The organism is Ferroplasma acidarmanus Fer1 (assembly GCF_000152265.2).
In the GTDB taxonomy this organism is placed as follows: domain Archaea; phylum Thermoplasmatota; class Thermoplasmata; order Thermoplasmatales; family Thermoplasmataceae; genus Ferroplasma; species Ferroplasma acidiphilum.
In genome coordinates this window covers 390,936-409,081 of the sequence record NC_021592.1, presented here as the reverse complement: position 1 = coordinate 409,081, position 18,146 = coordinate 390,936, and the positions used below count along the sequence as shown (strand labels likewise).

The 18,146-nt window shown below is 39.8% G+C and carries 17 protein-coding genes; 8 read left to right on the top strand and 9 right to left on the bottom strand.

Annotated features, from left to right (window positions below):
• Positions 1-5: 5 nt before the first annotated feature.
• Together FACI_RS01875 and FACI_RS01870 are read left to right on the top strand one after the other, a co-directional pair.
• On the top strand, positions 6-560 hold the full coding sequence (locus FACI_RS01875) for a DUF309 domain-containing protein (RefSeq protein WP_187288959.1): 555 nt from the start codon (positions 6-8) through the stop codon (positions 558-560).
• A gap of 96 nt (positions 561-656) precedes the next feature.
• A complete protein-coding gene (locus FACI_RS01870; RefSeq protein ID WP_009886400.1) occupies positions 657-2,105 on the top strand; it encodes an MFS transporter in 1,449 nt (482 codons plus the stop codon).
• 7 nt (positions 2,106-2,112) lie between these two features.
• On the opposite strand, the gene FACI_RS01865 is transcribed toward FACI_RS01870, so the two are convergent.
• A complete protein-coding gene (locus FACI_RS01865; protein WP_009886399.1) occupies positions 2,113-3,750 on the bottom strand; it encodes an AMP-binding protein in 1,638 nt (545 codons plus the stop codon).
• Between the two features lie 164 nt (positions 3,751-3,914).
• Between FACI_RS01865 and FACI_RS01860 the strand changes: the two genes are divergently transcribed.
• A complete protein-coding gene (locus FACI_RS01860) occupies positions 3,915-5,372 on the top strand; it encodes a 4-hydroxyphenylacetate 3-hydroxylase family protein (protein ID WP_009886398.1) in 1,458 nt (485 codons plus the stop codon).
• Positions 5,373-5,452: 80 nt separating this feature from the next.
• Here the strand turns inward: FACI_RS01860 and FACI_RS01855 are convergent, their stop codons facing one another.
• Positions 5,453-6,220, bottom strand: a complete 768-nt coding sequence (locus tag FACI_RS01855; protein WP_009886397.1) for a crotonase/enoyl-CoA hydratase family protein — start codon at positions 6,218-6,220, stop codon at positions 5,453-5,455.
• A gap of 95 nt (positions 6,221-6,315) precedes the next feature.
• On the opposite strand from FACI_RS01855, the gene FACI_RS01850 reads away from it, so the two are divergent.
• On the top strand, positions 6,316-7,860 hold the full coding sequence (locus FACI_RS01850; RefSeq protein WP_009886396.1) for a thermopsin: 1,545 nt from the start codon (positions 6,316-6,318) through the stop codon (positions 7,858-7,860).
• A 22-nt stretch (positions 7,861-7,882) separates the two neighbouring features.
• On the opposite strand, the gene FACI_RS01845 is transcribed toward FACI_RS01850, so the two are convergent.
• The gene (locus FACI_RS01845) at positions 7,883-8,119 is read right to left on the bottom strand and encodes a biotin/lipoyl-containing protein (RefSeq protein WP_009886395.1); all 237 of its coding nucleotides are present in this window, start codon (positions 8,117-8,119) and stop codon (positions 7,883-7,885) included.
• Positions 8,116-10,143 (bottom strand): alpha-ketoacid dehydrogenase subunit alpha/beta, encoded by a 2,028-nt coding sequence (locus FACI_RS01840; protein WP_009886394.1) that lies wholly within the window; start codon positions 10,141-10,143, stop codon positions 8,116-8,118. Before FACI_RS01840 ends, FACI_RS01845 begins: the two co-directional genes overlap by 4 nt.
• Positions 10,144-10,240: 97 nt before the next feature.
• Here FACI_RS01840 and FACI_RS01835 point away from each other — a divergent pair, with 97 nt between their 5' ends.
• Positions 10,241-10,639: a hypothetical protein gene (locus tag FACI_RS01835; protein WP_009886393.1), complete on the top strand. Its 399-nt coding sequence runs from the start codon at positions 10,241-10,243 to the stop codon at positions 10,637-10,639.
• On the opposite strand, the gene FACI_RS10190 is transcribed toward FACI_RS01835, so the two are convergent.
• Entirely contained in the window at positions 10,636-10,788 is a 153-nt protein-coding gene (locus tag FACI_RS10190) for a hypothetical protein (RefSeq protein ID WP_187288958.1), read from the bottom strand. The two genes, FACI_RS01835 and FACI_RS10190, sit on opposite strands and share 4 nt — an antisense overlap.
• 106 nt (positions 10,789-10,894) lie before the next feature.
• On the opposite strand from FACI_RS10190, the gene FACI_RS01830 reads away from it, so the two are divergent.
• Entirely contained in the window at positions 10,895-12,259 is a 1,365-nt protein-coding gene (locus FACI_RS01830) for an APC family permease (protein WP_009886391.1), read from the top strand.
• Positions 12,260-12,338: 79 nt separating this feature from the next.
• Entirely contained in the window at positions 12,339-13,517 is a 1,179-nt protein-coding gene (locus tag FACI_RS01825) for an NADP-dependent isocitrate dehydrogenase (protein ID WP_009886390.1), read from the top strand.
• Positions 13,518-13,524: 7 nt separating this feature from the next.
• Here FACI_RS01825 and FACI_RS01820 read toward each other — a convergent pair whose 3' ends face one another.
• Positions 13,525-13,767: a hypothetical protein gene (locus tag FACI_RS01820; protein ID WP_019841370.1), complete on the bottom strand. Its 243-nt coding sequence runs from the start codon at positions 13,765-13,767 to the stop codon at positions 13,525-13,527.
• Between the two features lie 249 nt (positions 13,768-14,016).
• Between FACI_RS01820 and FACI_RS01815 the strand changes: the two genes are divergently transcribed.
• Entirely contained in the window at positions 14,017-15,711 is a 1,695-nt protein-coding gene (locus tag FACI_RS01815) for an APC family permease (RefSeq protein WP_148285709.1), read from the top strand.
• 22 nt (positions 15,712-15,733) lie between these two features.
• Here the strand turns inward: FACI_RS01815 and FACI_RS01810 are convergent, their stop codons facing one another.
• Genes FACI_RS01810 through cobK form a run of 3 tightly spaced genes read right to left on the bottom strand, consistent with a single transcriptional unit; the run spans position 15,734 to position 18,143 of the window.
• Complete coding sequence (locus FACI_RS01810; RefSeq protein WP_009886387.1) at positions 15,734-16,798, bottom strand: cobalt-precorrin-5B (C(1))-methyltransferase; 1,065 nt, start codon at positions 16,796-16,798, stop codon at positions 15,734-15,736.
• On the bottom strand, positions 16,788-17,387 hold the full coding sequence (locus tag FACI_RS01805) for a precorrin-8X methylmutase (protein WP_009886386.1): 600 nt from the start codon (positions 17,385-17,387) through the stop codon (positions 16,788-16,790). The genes FACI_RS01810 and FACI_RS01805 overlap by 11 nt, the downstream gene beginning before the upstream one ends.
• Before the next feature lie 3 nt (positions 17,388-17,390).
• Positions 17,391-18,143, bottom strand: coding sequence for a precorrin-6A reductase (cobK, locus tag FACI_RS01800; protein WP_009886385.1), 753 nt, complete (start codon positions 18,141-18,143; stop codon positions 17,391-17,393).
• Positions 18,144-18,146 lie beyond the last annotated feature (3 nt).

The window sequence follows — 18,146 nt, the reverse complement described above, 5'->3', positions numbered from 1 at the left end:
GTAATATGCAGGAATACTGGAATCCGGGAAGATATATTAACATATATAATATGCGCATGGACAGGCTTAAGAGAGACTCCTTATTCAGGAAATTAAAAGAAAATGATCCATTCGTGTATGATTTAAGGGTAGAGAATGGCATGGTAGAACTTTCTTATTTCCTGAATATCAATAAATATACAACAAATGCCATGGGAAAATATTTTTTTACCTCTGATATAAATTATCTTCAGGAAATAAGGTCATTCGATTTTGCAGTATACCTTATGGAAGGTGAGCGCTACTGGGAGGCACATGAGGTACTGGAAAATAACTGGAAGAACAGCTCCGGAATAGAAAAACTGACCTATCAATACATTATTCTACTGTGTGCAGCAGGAGTGCACATGCAAAGGGGGCATGATTCAGTATGCAGGAATATAATTCTAAGGGCAAATAAAATGAAAATCCTGAATACAATGGGCAAGCTTGATATTTCAGGCATGCGGAATGAAAAGTCGAAAAATCCATACGCAGAATTAAGCGATCTAGTTTTTCATTACAGTTTACAAAACCCTTAAATTTCATTTATAAATCACCGTTCTGTTTCATAAGCCTATTTAAACAGGGATTGGCACTCCCGCTGCAGTGACCCGACTGCGCGAAGTGATAATAAGATGGATAAAGTAGAGGATAAAAAACGTACGTATATTCTTGTCAGTGTTTTAATAGGAATGTTGATGTCGGCAATAGATACAACAATAGTTATACTGGCATTGCCCACACTTACAGTTGACCTCCATGCCCCTTTTATTAATACCATATGGGTTATACTGGTGTATCTTCTTGTTCTGGCTACATTGACAACACAGATGGGCAAGCTAGGCGATATATTTGGAAGAGGCAGGATATTTAATGTAGGGTTTATCATTTTTATAATAGGGTCAGTAATGTCAGGAGCCTCCCCTACTATTGACTTCCTCATTTTTTCACGTATAATACAGGGATTCGGCGCAGTACTGCTTCAGGCTAACAGCAACGCCATAATTGCAGATTATTTTCCAGCCCGTGAAAGGGGTAGGGCATTTGGCATTACCAGCATGGGATGGAGCATCGGCGGGGTCCTTGGAATTGTCCTTGGTGGAATTATAACCACTTTCATAGGATGGAGATATATATTTTATATAAATGTGCCAATAGGCCTCATAGGGTTTTACATAGCATCAAAGTACATAAAAGATAATAAAAAATCCAGTACAAAGATTGATTATACAGGAACGGCTTTAATTGTGGCCATGCTGGGGCTCATATCATATGGTGCCATTGAGGTGGCTTCAGTTGGCGCAAATTATTTTAATCTTGCACTGGTAATAATAGGGCTTATAATAATAATTCCCTTTGCCATTCTTGAAAAACGCTCAAAGAGCCCTGTTATAGATACACGGGTTTTCCAGAACAGAAAATTATCCATGTCCCTTGCTGCTGCTACACTCCAGGCAATAGGCTTTTTATCAGTAATTTTTATTCTTATAATGTATTTGCAGGGCGTAAGGGGATTGACACCATTTTACGCTTCCCTGGTTCTGGTTCCAGGCTATCTTCTATCCAGTTTTCTGTCACCTAAGATGGGCAAGCTTTCAGACAGGATTGCACCAGGGATGCTTGCCGGAACAGGCATATTATTAATGGCTGCAGGAATAGTTGTTTACCTGTTCCTCGGCGTATCGACACCGGTATATGTGGTAATAGCAGGGTCTATAATAACCGGGTTTGGCGGGTCCATGTTCTGGCCATCAAACACAAGCTCTGTCATGTCCAATTCGCCGAAACAGCTTTATGGATCCTCTTCCGGGTTGTTGAGGACGCTTACAAATATAGGCACATTGATGAGCTATGTCATTGCCATTACAGTAGCTGCATCCACAGTTCCACGGTATGTTACATTCGAAGTCTTCCTCGGCGTTGACAAACTTCAGGGCGGGTTATCCAGCAAGTTCATAGTAGGGTTGCATTACGCCCTTCTTGTTTCCATGATTGTTCTGGTTATGGGAGCCCTCATGTCATATATGACTGTGGCAAGAAAGAAGAAGGCAGCTTCAGTTGAAACAAACTCTGGAGGTAAATAATTTTAATTTATTTTTCCCTCTCCTGGAGTTTTCTCCAGTCAACTTTACCCGTTGCAGTTTTCGGCAACGATTCTATGAATTCAACTATTCTTGGATATTTATAACCACCTATTTCCTTTTTAGCCCATTCAACTATTTCCATTTCAGAGATTTTCTTGTTTCTTCCAGGCTCCCTAAGAACAACATAAGCCTTGACCTCTTCTCCATTTCTTGGATCAGGCGTGCCGACCACACAGGCTTCCAGTATATCCGAATGTTTTAGCATTAAACTATCCACCTGGGCTGGCCAGACCTTGAAACCCGCACGGTTTATCATTCTTTTTAGCCTGTCAACAACAAAAAATGAGCCTTCATTGTCCATATATCCAATATCTCCGGTTCTGAGATATTTTTGCCCATCGATATCTACAAAAGCCTGCATGGTATCAAGTGGCTTATTTAAATATCCGGTGAACAGGCTTGGCCCAGTGACCACAATCTCGCCCGTGCCTTCTTCTACAGGGGTTCCGGTTTCTGTGGAAATTATTTTTGCATCATAGCCAAATTGCGGTATTCCGATGCACTGCAATTTCCTGTGTTCCGGCGGATTTATGTGTGTTTGTCCCATGGTTTCTGTCATTCCATAGCCTTCTACAAAAGGAATATGAAATAAATCTTCCATATTCTCTGCAAGGATTTCTGGCATTGCTGCACCCCCGCCACCGATAAAACGCATGGAGGAGAAATCTCTATTTTCAAGGTTCTTCTGGTTCAGCAGGTCAACTATCATCGGGGCTACAGATACAAAATGGGTTACCCTGTATTTTTCAATTGCTTCTATTGCCGCCTCGCTATTCCATCTTGTTAATATTGCAATTGTTGCGCCGGAATACACTGGAGACAGCATCGAAAATGAGAGCCCTGTAACATGGAAAAATGGTGCTGCTCCCAGCTCAATTGCCGACGAAGTAAGCCTCCTCCATATGGAAGCTCCTATTGCATTGGATATCACCGATCTGTTTGTATGGACACATCCCTTAGGAATTCCTGTTGTGCCTGATGTATATGCTATCAATGCCTCGGCGTCAGCCCCCGACTCAATATGCCCGGCATCAGGGCGATTTTCCACCGCTTCGCTCCATGGTACGCCTTTTATATCCAGATCAGCGAGCACAAATTCAGGAACAGGGATATCGGGCTCTTTAATGTAATCCTTGAGCAGGCCGCATATTACAGGAATATTGAATTTTTCATGGAGGTCCCATGGCACCTTTAAAAGTTCAGCCGTGGTAATTACCATTTTTAAATTCGTATCTCTTGCAATATACTCTGCAGTTTCCATATCCAGTGCCGGGCTCATCAAAACAATTGTGGCTCCGGATCTTGATATGGCAAAAAATGAAATTATGAACTGGGGGGAATTCTGCATCATTATTCCGATTCTATCTCCTTTTCCAAACCCCATCATTTTTATATATGTAGAAAGATTTTTTACGTTCTGCCATAGCTCCCTGTATTTTATTCTATTTCCATAATATACCAATGCATTTTTATTCCCGTATAATCCGGATGGGCTTTCCAGCATTTCCCATATGTCCATTTCAGGATAATCTATTGTAAAAGGTAGATAGTAGGGCCAGATATCAAACCATTTCTTTTTTTCCATGGTTATTATAAAATTAAACTATATTTAAATCTGACGCTCTTCCTGTAAATGAAAAATAGGTATGATACCTGCTGGCTGCAAAAACATTATTATAAGATATATATCATTTTAATAGACTATAGTTTCCCCGGATAAAATTAAATAAGGCATCATTATAAATTATTATGTTAATGAATGTGGAAAGCTATAAGAACAGCCTCAATGATGGAAGAGTTGTATATTACCGTGGAAAGAGGGTGGAAAATGTGGCTGCACATCCTGCCCTTGGGGTTCCTGTCAGTCATGCATCCGGAATTTACCGGCTTCAGCAGGACAGCAAATATGAAAATATGATGTGTTTTACAGACAAAGAATCAGGAAAGGCAAGCATATTCTATAAAATACCGCAGAATACGGAAGACCTTGTTGCACGGCATAAATTAATATATGAAACTACCAGACTCGGCAGGGGGCAATTCAACATAGTAAAAGCCATCGGGTCAGATGCCCTTTTTGCCCTTATGTATGTTTCCAGGAGGATAGACAGTAAATATAAAACAGATTATTATAACCGGGTAATGGCCTTTTACAGGTATGTAGTTGAAAAAGACCTGAGCCTTTCGCTGGCACAGACCGACATGAAGGGGAATCGCTCATTAAGGCCATCGGAACAGGAAGACCCGGACATGTACGTACACATAGTAAAAAGGGATAAAAATGGAATTTATGTTTCAGGAGCGAAGGCACATACAACCCAATCCATAGCATCAAATGAAATTATAGTGATTCCTACGAGAAACATGACAGAAGCTGATAAAGATTACGCTGTTGCTTTTGCCATACCTGCAAACACCAAGGGAATTACTATGATTGCCCGCCCCCTGAAAGAAACTGAAACAACAATGAATGATTCCCTGTCGGTGATAGGCAGGGAAAATATAGAAGTTGAAACCATAACAATATTCGACAACGTATTCATTCCAATGGAGCGCGTATTTTTGAATGGTGAATATGATTTTGCAGGGCTCCTGGCCATGATGTTCCCCACTTTCCACAGATTCACTGCAATATCTTACAGGGCTGCAATGGCAGATTTCCTCATTGGCACAGGTAAACTGCTAGCTTCATATAATGGAGTTGATGATAAATCAAACATAAGGAGAAACCTTGCAGTGCTTATAAGCTATAAGGAGACATTAAAGGCAACAGCTATAGCTTCCTCATATAGCTGTACATATGATAAGCAGGCTTCTCTTGCAATACCGGATATAATCTTTACAAATGTGGGAAAATTATTCGCAAACGAGAATTATACTGATGTTGTAAAGAATATAGTTGACATAGCCGGAGGGCTGGTTGCTACTATGCCTTCCTACGAGGATTTTGAAAATAGCAATGAGAAAACCTATCTGATGAAATACCTTGCAGGAAGAAAGAAAGAAGAAACAATGGAACGTGTAAGGCTATTCCAGACACTAAGGGAATTTATATCGTCTCTGGGGAGCCTCTATCTGGCAGGAATGATTCATGCAGAAGGTTCCATTGAGGCAAGTACTATGGAACTCTGCAGGTCATATGATTACTCTTCAAGTATCGATCTGGCGAAATTTGCCTCAGGGATCAATGATAAACTGGAAAAGTAACTGCGGCTATTTATAGCGCCATGTCCCGTATACTATTCTGAACTTCCCGGGTTTCCAGTGCTATATCAATATATCATTTTTTACAATTTATCTATTTTTCCATGTCTTCCATTACCGGCAATAAACTTTTGCGCACCATCTTCCACTATTCCGCTATCTATAGTTTTTTTCCCGTATTCTGCTTCTATTCTCAATCCCTCGCAAAGAGGCCTAGATAACCCTTCAAGCAGGGCTAAACGATCGTTCAGCATTGTAACGGCAGGATACGAATCCATAAGTTTTGCTATTTCCATGGCTTTATCAAGGCTTTTTCCATGTTCTGTTACGTAGTTTACAAGCCCTATAGACTTTGCCTCATCAGCAGATACAAGCTTGCCGGTTAAAATCATGTCCAGTGCCCTCCCTATGCCTATTATCAATGGGAGCCTCTGAGTCCCACCATCTATCAATGGCACCCCGAAGCGCCTTTCCAGAAATCCAATCATTGAATCAGAATCAGCAATCCTTATATCAGCTGCCAGTGCCATTTCAAGCCCTCCGGCTACGCAATACCCTGATATTGCAGCTATTACAGGTTTTACAATTTTCATTCTCGTAAAGCCCATAGGCCCGTTTTCCCCGAGAACTTCCTGAGACATTGCCTTTGCATCGTTCAGGTCAGCGCCTGCAGAAAATATGCCATTTTCTCCTGTAATAATGGCTATGTGCTGTTCAGCATCCATGTTAAAATCAAGAAACGCATTCCCAAGCATCTTTGAAGTTTTATAACCCACCGCATTTCTAACGTTATACCTGTTTATGGAAATAATAGTTATATGCCCATGCTTTTTAATATTTATTTCACCCATAAATATTCAACATAAAGAATTTAATATTAATTTAACTATTTCGAAAAATATAGAGTTTTAAAAATCTTTTTATATTCAGCTATATTATTAAACTAATGAACAAATTCGCTATTGTTTTCATTTCAATTATTATGATTCTCTCTGTATATGGTGGAATTTACGTCCATAATGGCACTAATGCACATTTAAACAATTCTGCTGTTTCTCCAGCAGTGGTATATCCAGAGGGATATTATACAAAAGAACCGGCTCCTATGGGCATTGCTGATTATGGAATTGGGCCCGGTGGAACCCCCAGTTCCTTCAATTCAACAGCATTCACAGGTATTGTCAACATCACGGATTTAAAAACCTATAATGCGTCTATTTCCAGTTGCCCGAATAATATGGGAATACAGTTAAATTTGATTTATAGTTTTCAAAACGGGAATTCTACCTATTATTACTGGGTTCAAAATGTGGCTGTGCTGAACACTTCCAATCGGCAGGTGGTGTTTATAGATAATGTCTGGAATTTTACATCTACAAATGCAGAAATGCATAACAGTACAATGCATGGCAATGGGACATTAATGAACAGCAGTTCCGCGCACCTTTACTATTTTGCATCCGATAACGGCACATTCAGGTCTTTCAGTTATAGCAATATCAAGCTGAGAAGCGTATCCTATACTGCCAGTGGTTATCCACACATATACATGGAGTATAATGATGGAAATGGATGGAAAACCTATGATACCTTAAATTTCACCTTCGCTTCCAGTGTGTCCCACAACTACGGGTTCATAGTTAACGGGCAAAACCTTCTTCCCAATAATTCATATGCCGATGCGGGTTTAATTCTGGGCGGTCCGGGAAACTCAACCAATACCAGAGTTATACAGGCAAATCTGACAATGGGATTGGAATACTGGAACGGGCATAATTACCAGGTTGTATCCAACGCTTACAACCACGGAAGCGATACGGCAGAAGGCGTTTGTAATGTATCGGTATCCTATAATTCTGCTTCTATGATTCCCATGGCACACATAGAAACCGGAAACACTACTCCCGGCGAATTGTATAATTCAAGCAATGTGGCGGTATTTAACTTTAAGAGTACTGTTAAGAATACTTATATAAAGTTAAATGGAAGCAGATATAATTTTACGGGGCAATATCTAAATTTAACCCTAAATCCCGGAACGTATAACTTTACATTATTTTCCAAATACGGGCAGCCAGTTTATAGCAGGAATTATACTTTATCGGCTGGAGGATATTATAGTTATACCTCCGGCCCATCATACAATGTTACCTTTACAGAGAAGGGTTTGGCTGCCGGTACTGAATGGGGCGTGCAGGTCAATGGTAATGCACTGTATTCAACTGGCAATAACATTACATTCGTTCTGTACAACGGCACGTATAATTATACCATTCCTTCGGTAGCCGGTTATTCAATAACAGGTGGCTCAGGCAATTTTACCGTAAATGGTGCAGATAACAGTATAAATATAACCTTCGTACAGAATCCCTCCCCTGTAACATTGTATAATTATATACAGGATTATAAAATAATTATAACTATTGTAATAATTGGAATTGTTGCTCTAATTGCAATCGCCGCAATAAGGTCAGAGCATAATAAAAAATAATAATATTTTGATCAAATAATTTTTATGTTTCAACTTCCAGCAGATCATCTCCGGGAACTATCTCTGCGTTGATATCCCTAAAAATTTTTGTCACTTTACCTTTTGCCTTTCCTTCAACTTCAACGGTTACTTTGCCCGCCATAATCTGGCATACCGGGGTATCTTCCTTTATAGAATCCCCAACTTTTACATACCACTGTGTTATTATAGCTTTTCCAAGGCCCTGGACATCCCACAATTCCGGAACTTTTATTATCACTTTTTGAACATCTCCATAACTCTGTTTACAATTTTCTGTGTGTCCGGAAGCCAGTATTTCTCCATTGGCTGGCTATAGGGCACAGGCACATCAGGGGATACAATGCTTTCAGGAGCCTTATCAAGTTTCCCGAAGAGGGCATGGCTTACAGCCGATGTAATTTCCGATGCAAGCCCGAATGCAGCATAATCTTCATCAGCCACAAGCAGTGATCCGGTTTTCCCGACAGACCTTATAACAGTATCAGTATCAAGCGGCTTTATGCTTCTCAGGTCAATTACTTCAGCGTTAATTCCATTCTCTTCAAGCTCCATTGCAGCTTCCATTGCCATATGCACCGTAGCGCCTATACCGATTATTGTTATGTCTTTTCCTTCCCTGGCAATTCTGGCTTTTCCTATTGGGACAGTATATTCTTCCTCAGGTACTTCGGTCACTGTAGATTGTGGATATGGCATCCATGGCAATCCCAGAAGCCCCTTATGAAACATATAGACAACCGGGTTGTTATCTTTTATTGCAGATACCATCAACCCTTTTGCATCATAGCTGTTTGAAGGTACCACTACCTTAAGCCCGGGAAGATGCCCGAAGAGTGAATACAACGTTTGCGAATGCTGTGCTGCATCACCATAGCCGCCTCCAACAGCGGTGGTAATGACAACAGGCATATTTACAGTGCCGCCAGACATATAATGGTTTTTTGCTATCTGGTTCATTATGGGGTCAAGTGTTACGCCGACAAAATCTGAAAACATCAGCTCAACTATAGGTCGCTTCCCGGCAGCAGCGAGTCCAGCAGCCGAGCCAATAAATGCTGATTCGCTTATTGGAGTGTCCCTTATACGTTCAGCCCCAAATTTTTTAAACAGGCCGGTTGTTGCCCCAAAAATTCCGCCATATTTTCCCACATCTTCACCCATATAAAGTACATCTTTATTTCCCTCCATCTCCTGGGATATTGCCTCTGAAATTGCCATGTAAACCGGAAGTTTTCTGCCCTTTGTTGTGGGTTCTATTGAATAGTCTACAGGAGCATACACGTCATCCATGGAGTCGCTTCCCACCGGAAGAGGGCTGTCTTCTGCAAATGCAAATGCCTGGCTTATTTCTTCCATAGCCGAATTATTTATCCTGTCGTCTTCGTCCTTTGAGATAATGCCCTTCTTAAGCAGGTCGGATTCCATTATCTTTATGGGGTCTTTTGCAAGAAGTTCCTTTACCTGATCTTTAGGCCTGTATACTTCAGGATCACCTTCAAAATGCCCGTAGTACCTGTACGTATCGATAGCAATAAGGGTAGGCCCTTCCCCGCTCCTTGCCCTCTTAACAGCTTTTTCTGCCGCTTTATACATTTTTACAGGGTCATTATTTTCTATGTAAACTCCGGGCATTCCAAAACCATCGGCTCTTATAGCATCATTTTTAAGCGGCGTAGAATCCTTTGTTTCCACAGATATTGCCCAATCATTGTTTTCTATTACAAAAATTACGGGAAGTTTCCATAATGATGCAAGATTTAATGATTCAAGGAACATACCCTGGTTTAATGAACCATCACCTCCAAATGCCACTGCAATGCTGTCTTTACCATCGAGTTTCGATGCCAGGGCTGCTCCAAGTGCAGAGGGAAAAGATGAACCTACAATTCCGGCACAGGCGAAATTAACCTTTTTATCAAAAATATGCATATGCCCACCTTTTCCTTTGCTTAACCCACCATGCTTTCCCATTATCTCCGCAGTCATCCTGTTCAGGTCTACTCCCTTAGCTATGGCAGTATGGTGTGGCCTGTGTGTGCTGTAAACAAAATCATCATTCCTTAGCAAAACCGACATCCATGCAGCCGACGGTTCCTGGCCAGCCGAAAGATGCATTTCACCGGGAATCTTCCCGGCTGCAATGTTAAATAGTGGTTTTTTATCGCTGAGATAGATATCGCGCAATTTTTCTTCATATTTTCTGATCTTTATCATAGTAGAATATATCGTTATTAAATCTTCATTTTCTTCACTTTTTTCCAAAAAATCACCTAAAATATAACCTTATATGTATATATAAGCGTTGGCATTGAAACATATGTGCGGTAAAAATTGATATATATTATATACATCCCATCACATGGAATTTAAAAAAGAAATAGAGGTCAACTCGGACAGAGAGGATATCTGGGAACTTATAAAGGACTATAAAAGAATTCCTGAATTCTGGCATGGCACCAGAAGCATTGAAAAAGAAGGAAATTACTATATGGTACAGTTTGCCTTTCCTGGAAAGGGGAAAATGCAGCTCAAAGAAGATGAAGATAATTTCATATTAAGTGAGAATTACTTAAAAGGGCCATTCACTGGAGAAAAAACAACGCAGCTCTACGGTAATGATCCTGTAAAAATAGTGTCTGTATGGAATATAAAACTTTCACCGATGCTGAGGGCATTCTCAAACAAATTACAGGGGCATTTTGAACAGGGGACGGAGGACGCTTTGAAGCGCATAAAGGATTATTTTGAATCATCCTAGAGCTTAAAATCCAAATCATATTTGTGCTTTATAAATCCCTGGCAGCAGTCAAGGAATACTGTATGCCCGCACACAGGGCACGCAGAATAATGCCTGTAATTATAACAGCTATCGCATTTGCAGCTTTCATCCATACAATCTTCGCACATGTGTTATTAATTAGACTTTATTATTAAATTTTTTCTCTCTTATACCCCTATTACAATACCTCTTAGAATCAACATATTGATTTATGAAAGGGCAATATTGCGTTACATGGAAACATATGGCCTAAAAAGGATTCTTGGATTGCGGTCAGCCATAATTATTAATTTAGGGGCGATAATTGGCGCAGGTATATTCGTAATTATAGGCATCGCTGCGGGGAAGGCCGGCCCCGCAATTATAATTTCTATCTTTGTTTCAGCAATCATAGCTATATTTACGGGGCTGAGTTTTTCTGAAATAGCCCAGCACACATCCAAAGAAGGCGGCGTTTATGAGTACGCAAAAGAATCATTTGCCCCATCGGCCGGATTTATAGGCGGAACAATGTGGACATTCTCCAATATGATTGCCATTTCAGCAGTATCATTGAGCACTGGCAGTTACATTAACTCCCTTTTTCATCTTCATATAGATCTCATAGTTTTTGGCATTCCTATAATCATAATGTTTGCAATCCTGAATATGCTTGGCATAAAGAATTCTGCAAAGACCTTATCTATTCTTGTCGGGATAAATATCGCAATACTGATTATTTTTGTAGTTTCCGGCTTATTTTATTTTAAATTAACAGATTTTTCTAATTTCGACCCTCACGGATTTACCGGAATAATGGAGGGTTCTGCCCTGATATTTTTCGCTTTTACGGGATTTTCCCGGATAACAACTATTGGAGATGAAGTTAAGAATCCTGAAAAAAATATACCGAAAGCCATTATCATTTCCATAATTATATCATCTGCCCTTTATTCTATTGTAGCTGTAGTGGCAATAGGATTAATCCCATCATCCAATCTTGCATCAGCTTCAGCGCCCCTCTCAGCCGCAATAGCAGTTTTGCACAATTCCTATATTCTTATAATTGTAGCTATAGGGGGAATCACTGCAACTGCCGGTGTAGTATTAACAGGTATACTGGGTACCAGCAGGGTGCTCTACGCGATGGGAAGGGATAGGGAAATACCAGGTACCTTCGGCAGGATAGATAAATTTGGGACGCCTTTTTATTCCATATTGCTTTCTATGGCGATTAGCTTATTATTCGTTTATTTTGTTGGCTTTGCAACAATAATAGAAGCGTCAAATGTATCAGTGCTCATAGCATATTCAATAATAGATTTTTCAGCAATAATGCTCTGGAGAAAGGTAAAAAGAGAAAATCCCAAACATATGAGGGAACAGAAGTATTTTTTTATCATACCACTGATAGGCATGGCTACAATATTCATTACGATCAGTTATCTTGGCCTTCATGCAATAGAAATAAGCCTTGCAGTTCTGGCGCTGGTTTCAGGTATTTATGGCATAAAGCATGTCATGGAATCCGGAGGCTATATCAGGAAAGCGAAACAAATAATTCCAGGATATAGCAAAGTAAGGTTGTTTGGCAGGAGCAGGCAACAAATTAAAAAATGAGTATGTGTTTAAAGCAATTCAATTGATTGGTAATAACAGAAATATTAATAATTCATATGATAATTATACATAGGTTTTTATGGCAAAAATAACATTTGAAAATGGAAAGTGGAAAGTGCCCGATAATCCGACAATTCTGTACACAGACGGTGATGGCATAGGCCCAGAAATCATGGATGTAACGAGGAAAGTTGTGGATGCTGCAGTTAAAAAGGCATACAAAAATAAAAAAATAGAGTGGAAAGAAATTCTTGTAGGGGACAAAGCACTGAAAGAGAAAAATGATCGTTTCCCGGAAGAATCACAGGAGGCAATAAAACAATACCGTGTACTGTTAAAATCGCCGCTTGGAACACCTATAGGTACTGGTTTTAAGTCAATCAATGTAAGGATAAGAGTTATGCTCGACCTTTATTCAAATATAAGGCCTGTTAGTTTTATGAAAGGTTTAGAAAGCCCACTCAAACACCCGGAAAATGTAAATTTAACCATATTCAGGGAAAATACTGATGATCTTTACACCGGAATTGAGTATAAGTATGACAGCAAAGAGGCTGCCGAAATTAGAAAATTTTTCAAAGACAAATTACATGTTGAAATAAGCGACGATTCTGGAATTGGAATAAAGCCAATGAGCAAATATAAAACCCAGAGAATCACAAGAGCGGCTGCAAAATTTGCAATTGAAAACAACAAAAAGAAGATCACTATAATGCATAAGGGAAATGTAATGAAATACACGGAAGGCGCTTTCAGGGAATGGGCATATGAAACACTTAAAAACGAATTCGGTAATTATACATCAACCGATGATTCAAGTAAAATACTTGTAAACGACATGATAGCCGATAATATGTTCCAGCAGATAATAACAAGGCCTGAAAACTATGAAGTGATATTAGCTCCAAATATAGATGGGGATTATATTTCTGATGCAGCAGGTGCATTAATAGGAAATATCGGGACTCTAGGCGGCGCAAATGTTGGAGACGATGCAGGAATGTTTGAAGCAGTGCATGGAACCGCACCGAAATATGCAGGGCAGAATGTAGCAGACCCGCTGGGATTGATAAGAGGAGCGCAGCTTATGATTAAATACCTGAACTGGCACGAAGCATTTGATGTGATAGAAAAAGCTATAGGGGAAGCTATAGAGACAAAGAAAGTCACAAAGGACCTTGCTAAATTCTTTGATGTTCCGGCAATGGGGACAAAGGAATTTGGTGACTCGCTTGTGAAAATTATAGATGGGCTATAAGCCATATTTATAATTCCCTATTCATTTTTTCTACAGATTTTTTATAATTATAAAGTAAGACCAATTCAACCAGGAACAGGAATCCGGCTATAGCAAGTACCGTTAAAGTATCATTTAAGCCTATGCCAATTTTCAGATTCAAATATCCTGTAGCGATCTTTATTATAATCACCGTTACCCCATAGGAAAATAATACTTTTCGATGTTTCCACGTAAACCGCTCATAATCAGCCTGGCTTAATACGGTCATTACAACTTATATTTTTACACTATATAAATAATATTACTCATATCTATTATGGGCTTTCGAATTATTTGCAGAATAAATTTATCTCTATACTATGATACAATGTATAAATATGTAAATTTTATATGAAAAAATCTTTGAGTATTTATCAATAATTTTATGTATGTCGAAATTAATTTCATTTTTATAAAAAAAATAACGAAATTCATAATTTTGACGAAAGTATTAAATAAGCTCCCTGTATCTATTGCTATGCAAGACGTAGATAATAAAGTTTTGGGAAAGCGTACCAAAACTGGAATGAGACGGGGAATGAGCACACATGAAGCCATTATGTTTGGAGTGGGCGGAGCAGTAGGTTCTGGTATACTATTCGCAGCTGCAGGCGGAACAGGATATGCCGGCCCTGCAATTATAGTGTCATGGATTATTGCCGCGATTTTTATCATCCTTGTAACCCTCCCATTTGCTGAATATGCAGCAATGTTTCCGAGATCGGGTATAAGTGCAAGGGTGGCGTATTACTCATACGGTTCATATGGTGGATTTATGTCAGGTTGGGGACTGCTTATCTGGGCTGCAACAATACCTGCTATCGAAGCTGTTGCGGTGTCAACATATGCATCCTTATATTTCCCATTCCTGTATGATTCCACAACAGGAGTCCTTACAGGTTATGGAATACTGCTGGCAATTCTGCTTCTGCTAGGATTCTTTGCATTGAATATGGTGGGCATTGCCAGATTTGGAAAATTCAATAAAGTTCTAACATGGGTAAAGATTGGGGTAGTTGTTGCATTTATTGTAATACTTCCATTGTTTATATGGCACTGGGGCAATTTCACATCTGGCCTCGTAGGAGCAAGCAGTGCAGGAGGATTTGCTGGATTCATGCCATCAGTTGGCGGTTTATTCATCGCAATCCCTGCCTCTGGAATATTATTTTCCTTCGGCGGTTACAGGCAGGTAGCTGATATGGCAGGGGAAGTGAAAAACCCGGGCAAGACAATGCCTAAAATTATAGGAACAGTACTGGCAGTACAATCACTTTTATATATTGCAATGGCAGTGGTAATAGTAGGGACAGTCAGCTGGGCTGGATTTGGAATACAAACCGGAGACTGGAGCTTTGTAGCAGCCCTGGGATCTCCACTTTCCTCTATTATACATGCTAATATAATTCCAGGAATGACTGTAGCTGAAGCAGACCTCCTTGGTGGAATGGTAATTGTATTCTTCTTATTTGCCATATTTTCGCCCGGAGGCACCCTTGGAGTATACCTGACCGGAGCAAGCAGAATTATATTTGGGTATTCAGAAGAGGATGCACTGCCTAAAGGATTTAGAAAAACAACAAAACACGGTGCACCTTACTTTGCATTGATACTCGCACTGGTCCTAGCAATTATATTCCTTCTTCCGTTGCCCTCATGGTATGCACTCGTTGATTTCGTGGTAGTCGCAGCAGTGGCAAACTTTGCGGTGGCATCAATTTCACTTCCTGTACTGAGAAGATTGTATCCAAATGTGGAAAGGCCATTTAAAATCCCGCACCCAATGGCATGGGCTTTTGTCTCATTTGAAGTTGCAACTTTCTTAATCTACTGGGCAACATTCCCAACAACACTTTACGCACTTGGTGCAGTGCTTGCAGGTTCGGTTGTATTCATATACCAGGCCAGCAGAAAGCATTTCATGGGGCTGAATCTTCGCAACTCCGTATGGATACCCGTATACATAGCAGGAATGATAATTCTTTCCTATGTAGGCGGAACACCAACCGGGGGGTTGAACATTATAGCATATCCATTTGATTACGTTGTTCTTGCAATATATGCTGCAATATTCTTCGTGATAGGATTAATGAGTGCACCGAAAGAGGCTTTAATATCTGCCGATTCGTTGCTTGACACCACAAAAGAAGTGGATGTTGAGGGCGAATACTAATATTTTTTTAAATTTTAAATTATCAATATTCATTTTTTATAATTTCTATATCTACTTTAATTTTATTTCCTGTAATTTTATTGATGTTTTCTATGGATCTTTCCTTAAGAGTATCCAGGAATATACTATCATAGTTTATTATTTCCATTACATTCAATACAGTATTGGCATGGCGGATTCTGGAAATAATTTCATCCGGGTATCCTATTTTTTTCCCGATAGATGCCAGAAAATCAAAATTGACGGAACTCTTTGAAGAATGAAGGTCCATATTGTTATCTGCCAGTTTTGATATTTTTCCGGGCATTCCTGCAATTACAAGATTCCTGATTCCTGTGTCCACCGCCCGTTTTACAGAAAATCCAAGAAAATCACCGATTTCTATGAACTGTTCTTCTTTAAAATCCGGGAAAATTTTATGCACTGCAGTATCACTTCTTCCACCTGTGCTGAAAACCAGAGTATCCATATCCATGCGTGAAGCAACCCTGATTCCAAGCACTATTGAGGCTTTCCACGAAGAATCAGAGAACGGTATCACTATGCCTCTGGTGCCCAGTATCGATATTCCACCAATGATTCCAAGTTTAGGGTTGCATGTTTTCGTTGCTACTTCAGCACCTCCGGGCACAGATATTGTGATTTTCAGCCCACGGTGAACCTCATAGGAATCCAGTACTTCTGTAGCTGCAGCACGGAGCATTTTAAGCGGAACCGGATTTATTGCTGGATTTCCGGGCTTTATTGGCAGTCCCTCCTTAGTTACAACTCCAACACCCTCACCTCCGGTAATTTCTATACCAGATTTTTCTGAATATTCAACCCGGGAATAAATATACAGGCCTGTAGTAACGTCCGGGTCATCCCCTCCATCTTTCTTTACCGATGCTATGCAATAATTTTCGTATATTTTGGAATTTTCAATTAAAAAACGGGCAGTTTTTTTAGCCGGCAGGTTAATCTCAACATAATCAACAGTTTTCCCTGTAACCATCATGATCAATGCTGCCCTGGTAGCAGCCGTTGCACAGGCTCCGGTGGTATAACCGTACCTCAAGTTTGTCCTGTCAGGATTTTCAATATACATGTAAATACGCGACCATTGCATTAAATATAGACGCTGCTACTGCAGACCCTCCCTTATTGCTTATATTTGTAATAAAGTTCCCCTGAAATGCTAGCAATCTGGATTTCATTTCAAGGGCAGAGACAAAGCCTACCGGAACACCGATAACAAGCCTGGGAAAGCATATGCCGGCATCAATGGAATCAATCAATGCTTCCAGTGCAGTGGGGGCATCGCCTATAACATATATTGCTTCAGGGTTATCCCTGCATGCTCTGGACATAGATAAGTATGACCTTGAAATTCCGGTACGTTTTGCTTCCCGGATGATATCATTGTCGCCAATGTAGCATTTTTTATTGTTATACCTTGAAATTCCGGACATAACCATATTTATATCTGCAATAGCTATTGATCCCTCCTCAATTGCAGATAAAGAATCCTCAAATGATGATGAGAATACCATTGACTTTCCAATTTCAAAATCTGCAGTGGCATGCACAACACGCGTAATTATACTGGACTTAAGGGAGTTGTCAAGCCCCATCTTTTCCTGTATAAAGGTAAAGCTCCTTCTGTAAATCTCTGCCGGGCTAAGAGTACTGGTCATATCCTATTTTATTCTATAATGATTTAAAATCTTTGTTATTTGTAATGTTGTATGCCCTATATTCTCCCAGCTATAATTTTTCCTTGAAATAATTATTATGTTAATTCCAAGGGAAAGGGCTGCCAGAATTTTGGGTTCAGCATTGAAGCCACTATCCTTTGTAATAACTGTGTCAATTCCATAATATTCCATTATTGCCCTGTCCAGGCTTTCTGTAAAGTTTCCCTCCATGGCAATAATACTGGCTCGTCTTACGCCCATATCAATTAATGCTTTTATTCCATCCGGGTCAGGAAGAACGCGGAAATATACATTGTGCTCTTCCAGAAGCCCTTTATAATTTTCTATATTTCTTACCCCTGTGGTCACAAAAATATTTTTGCCTATTTTTCCGGCGAGGGCAACAGCTTTTTCATAATTGTCTGTGTATACGATCCTATCACTTTTTATTTTCACCATTTCCCTTTCAAATCTGATAAGTGGAATGCCAAGTTTTATGGATGCATTTATTGCATTTTCGTGCATTGCATCTGCATAGGGGTGTGACCCATCTATTATCGCATTTATAGAAAGTTCCCTGCATTTTGAAATAATGGTTTCATGATCAAGTTTTCCTTTAATTGCCTGAATATTTTCCTTTTCTAACTTTTCTGTACCTTCCTCTGTGGTTGCGGTAGCTATTATCGAATATCCATAGGATATAAGTTCTGAACCCAGTTTCCTTGAGTCAGAAGTTCCATCAAGAAGCAAAATCATATA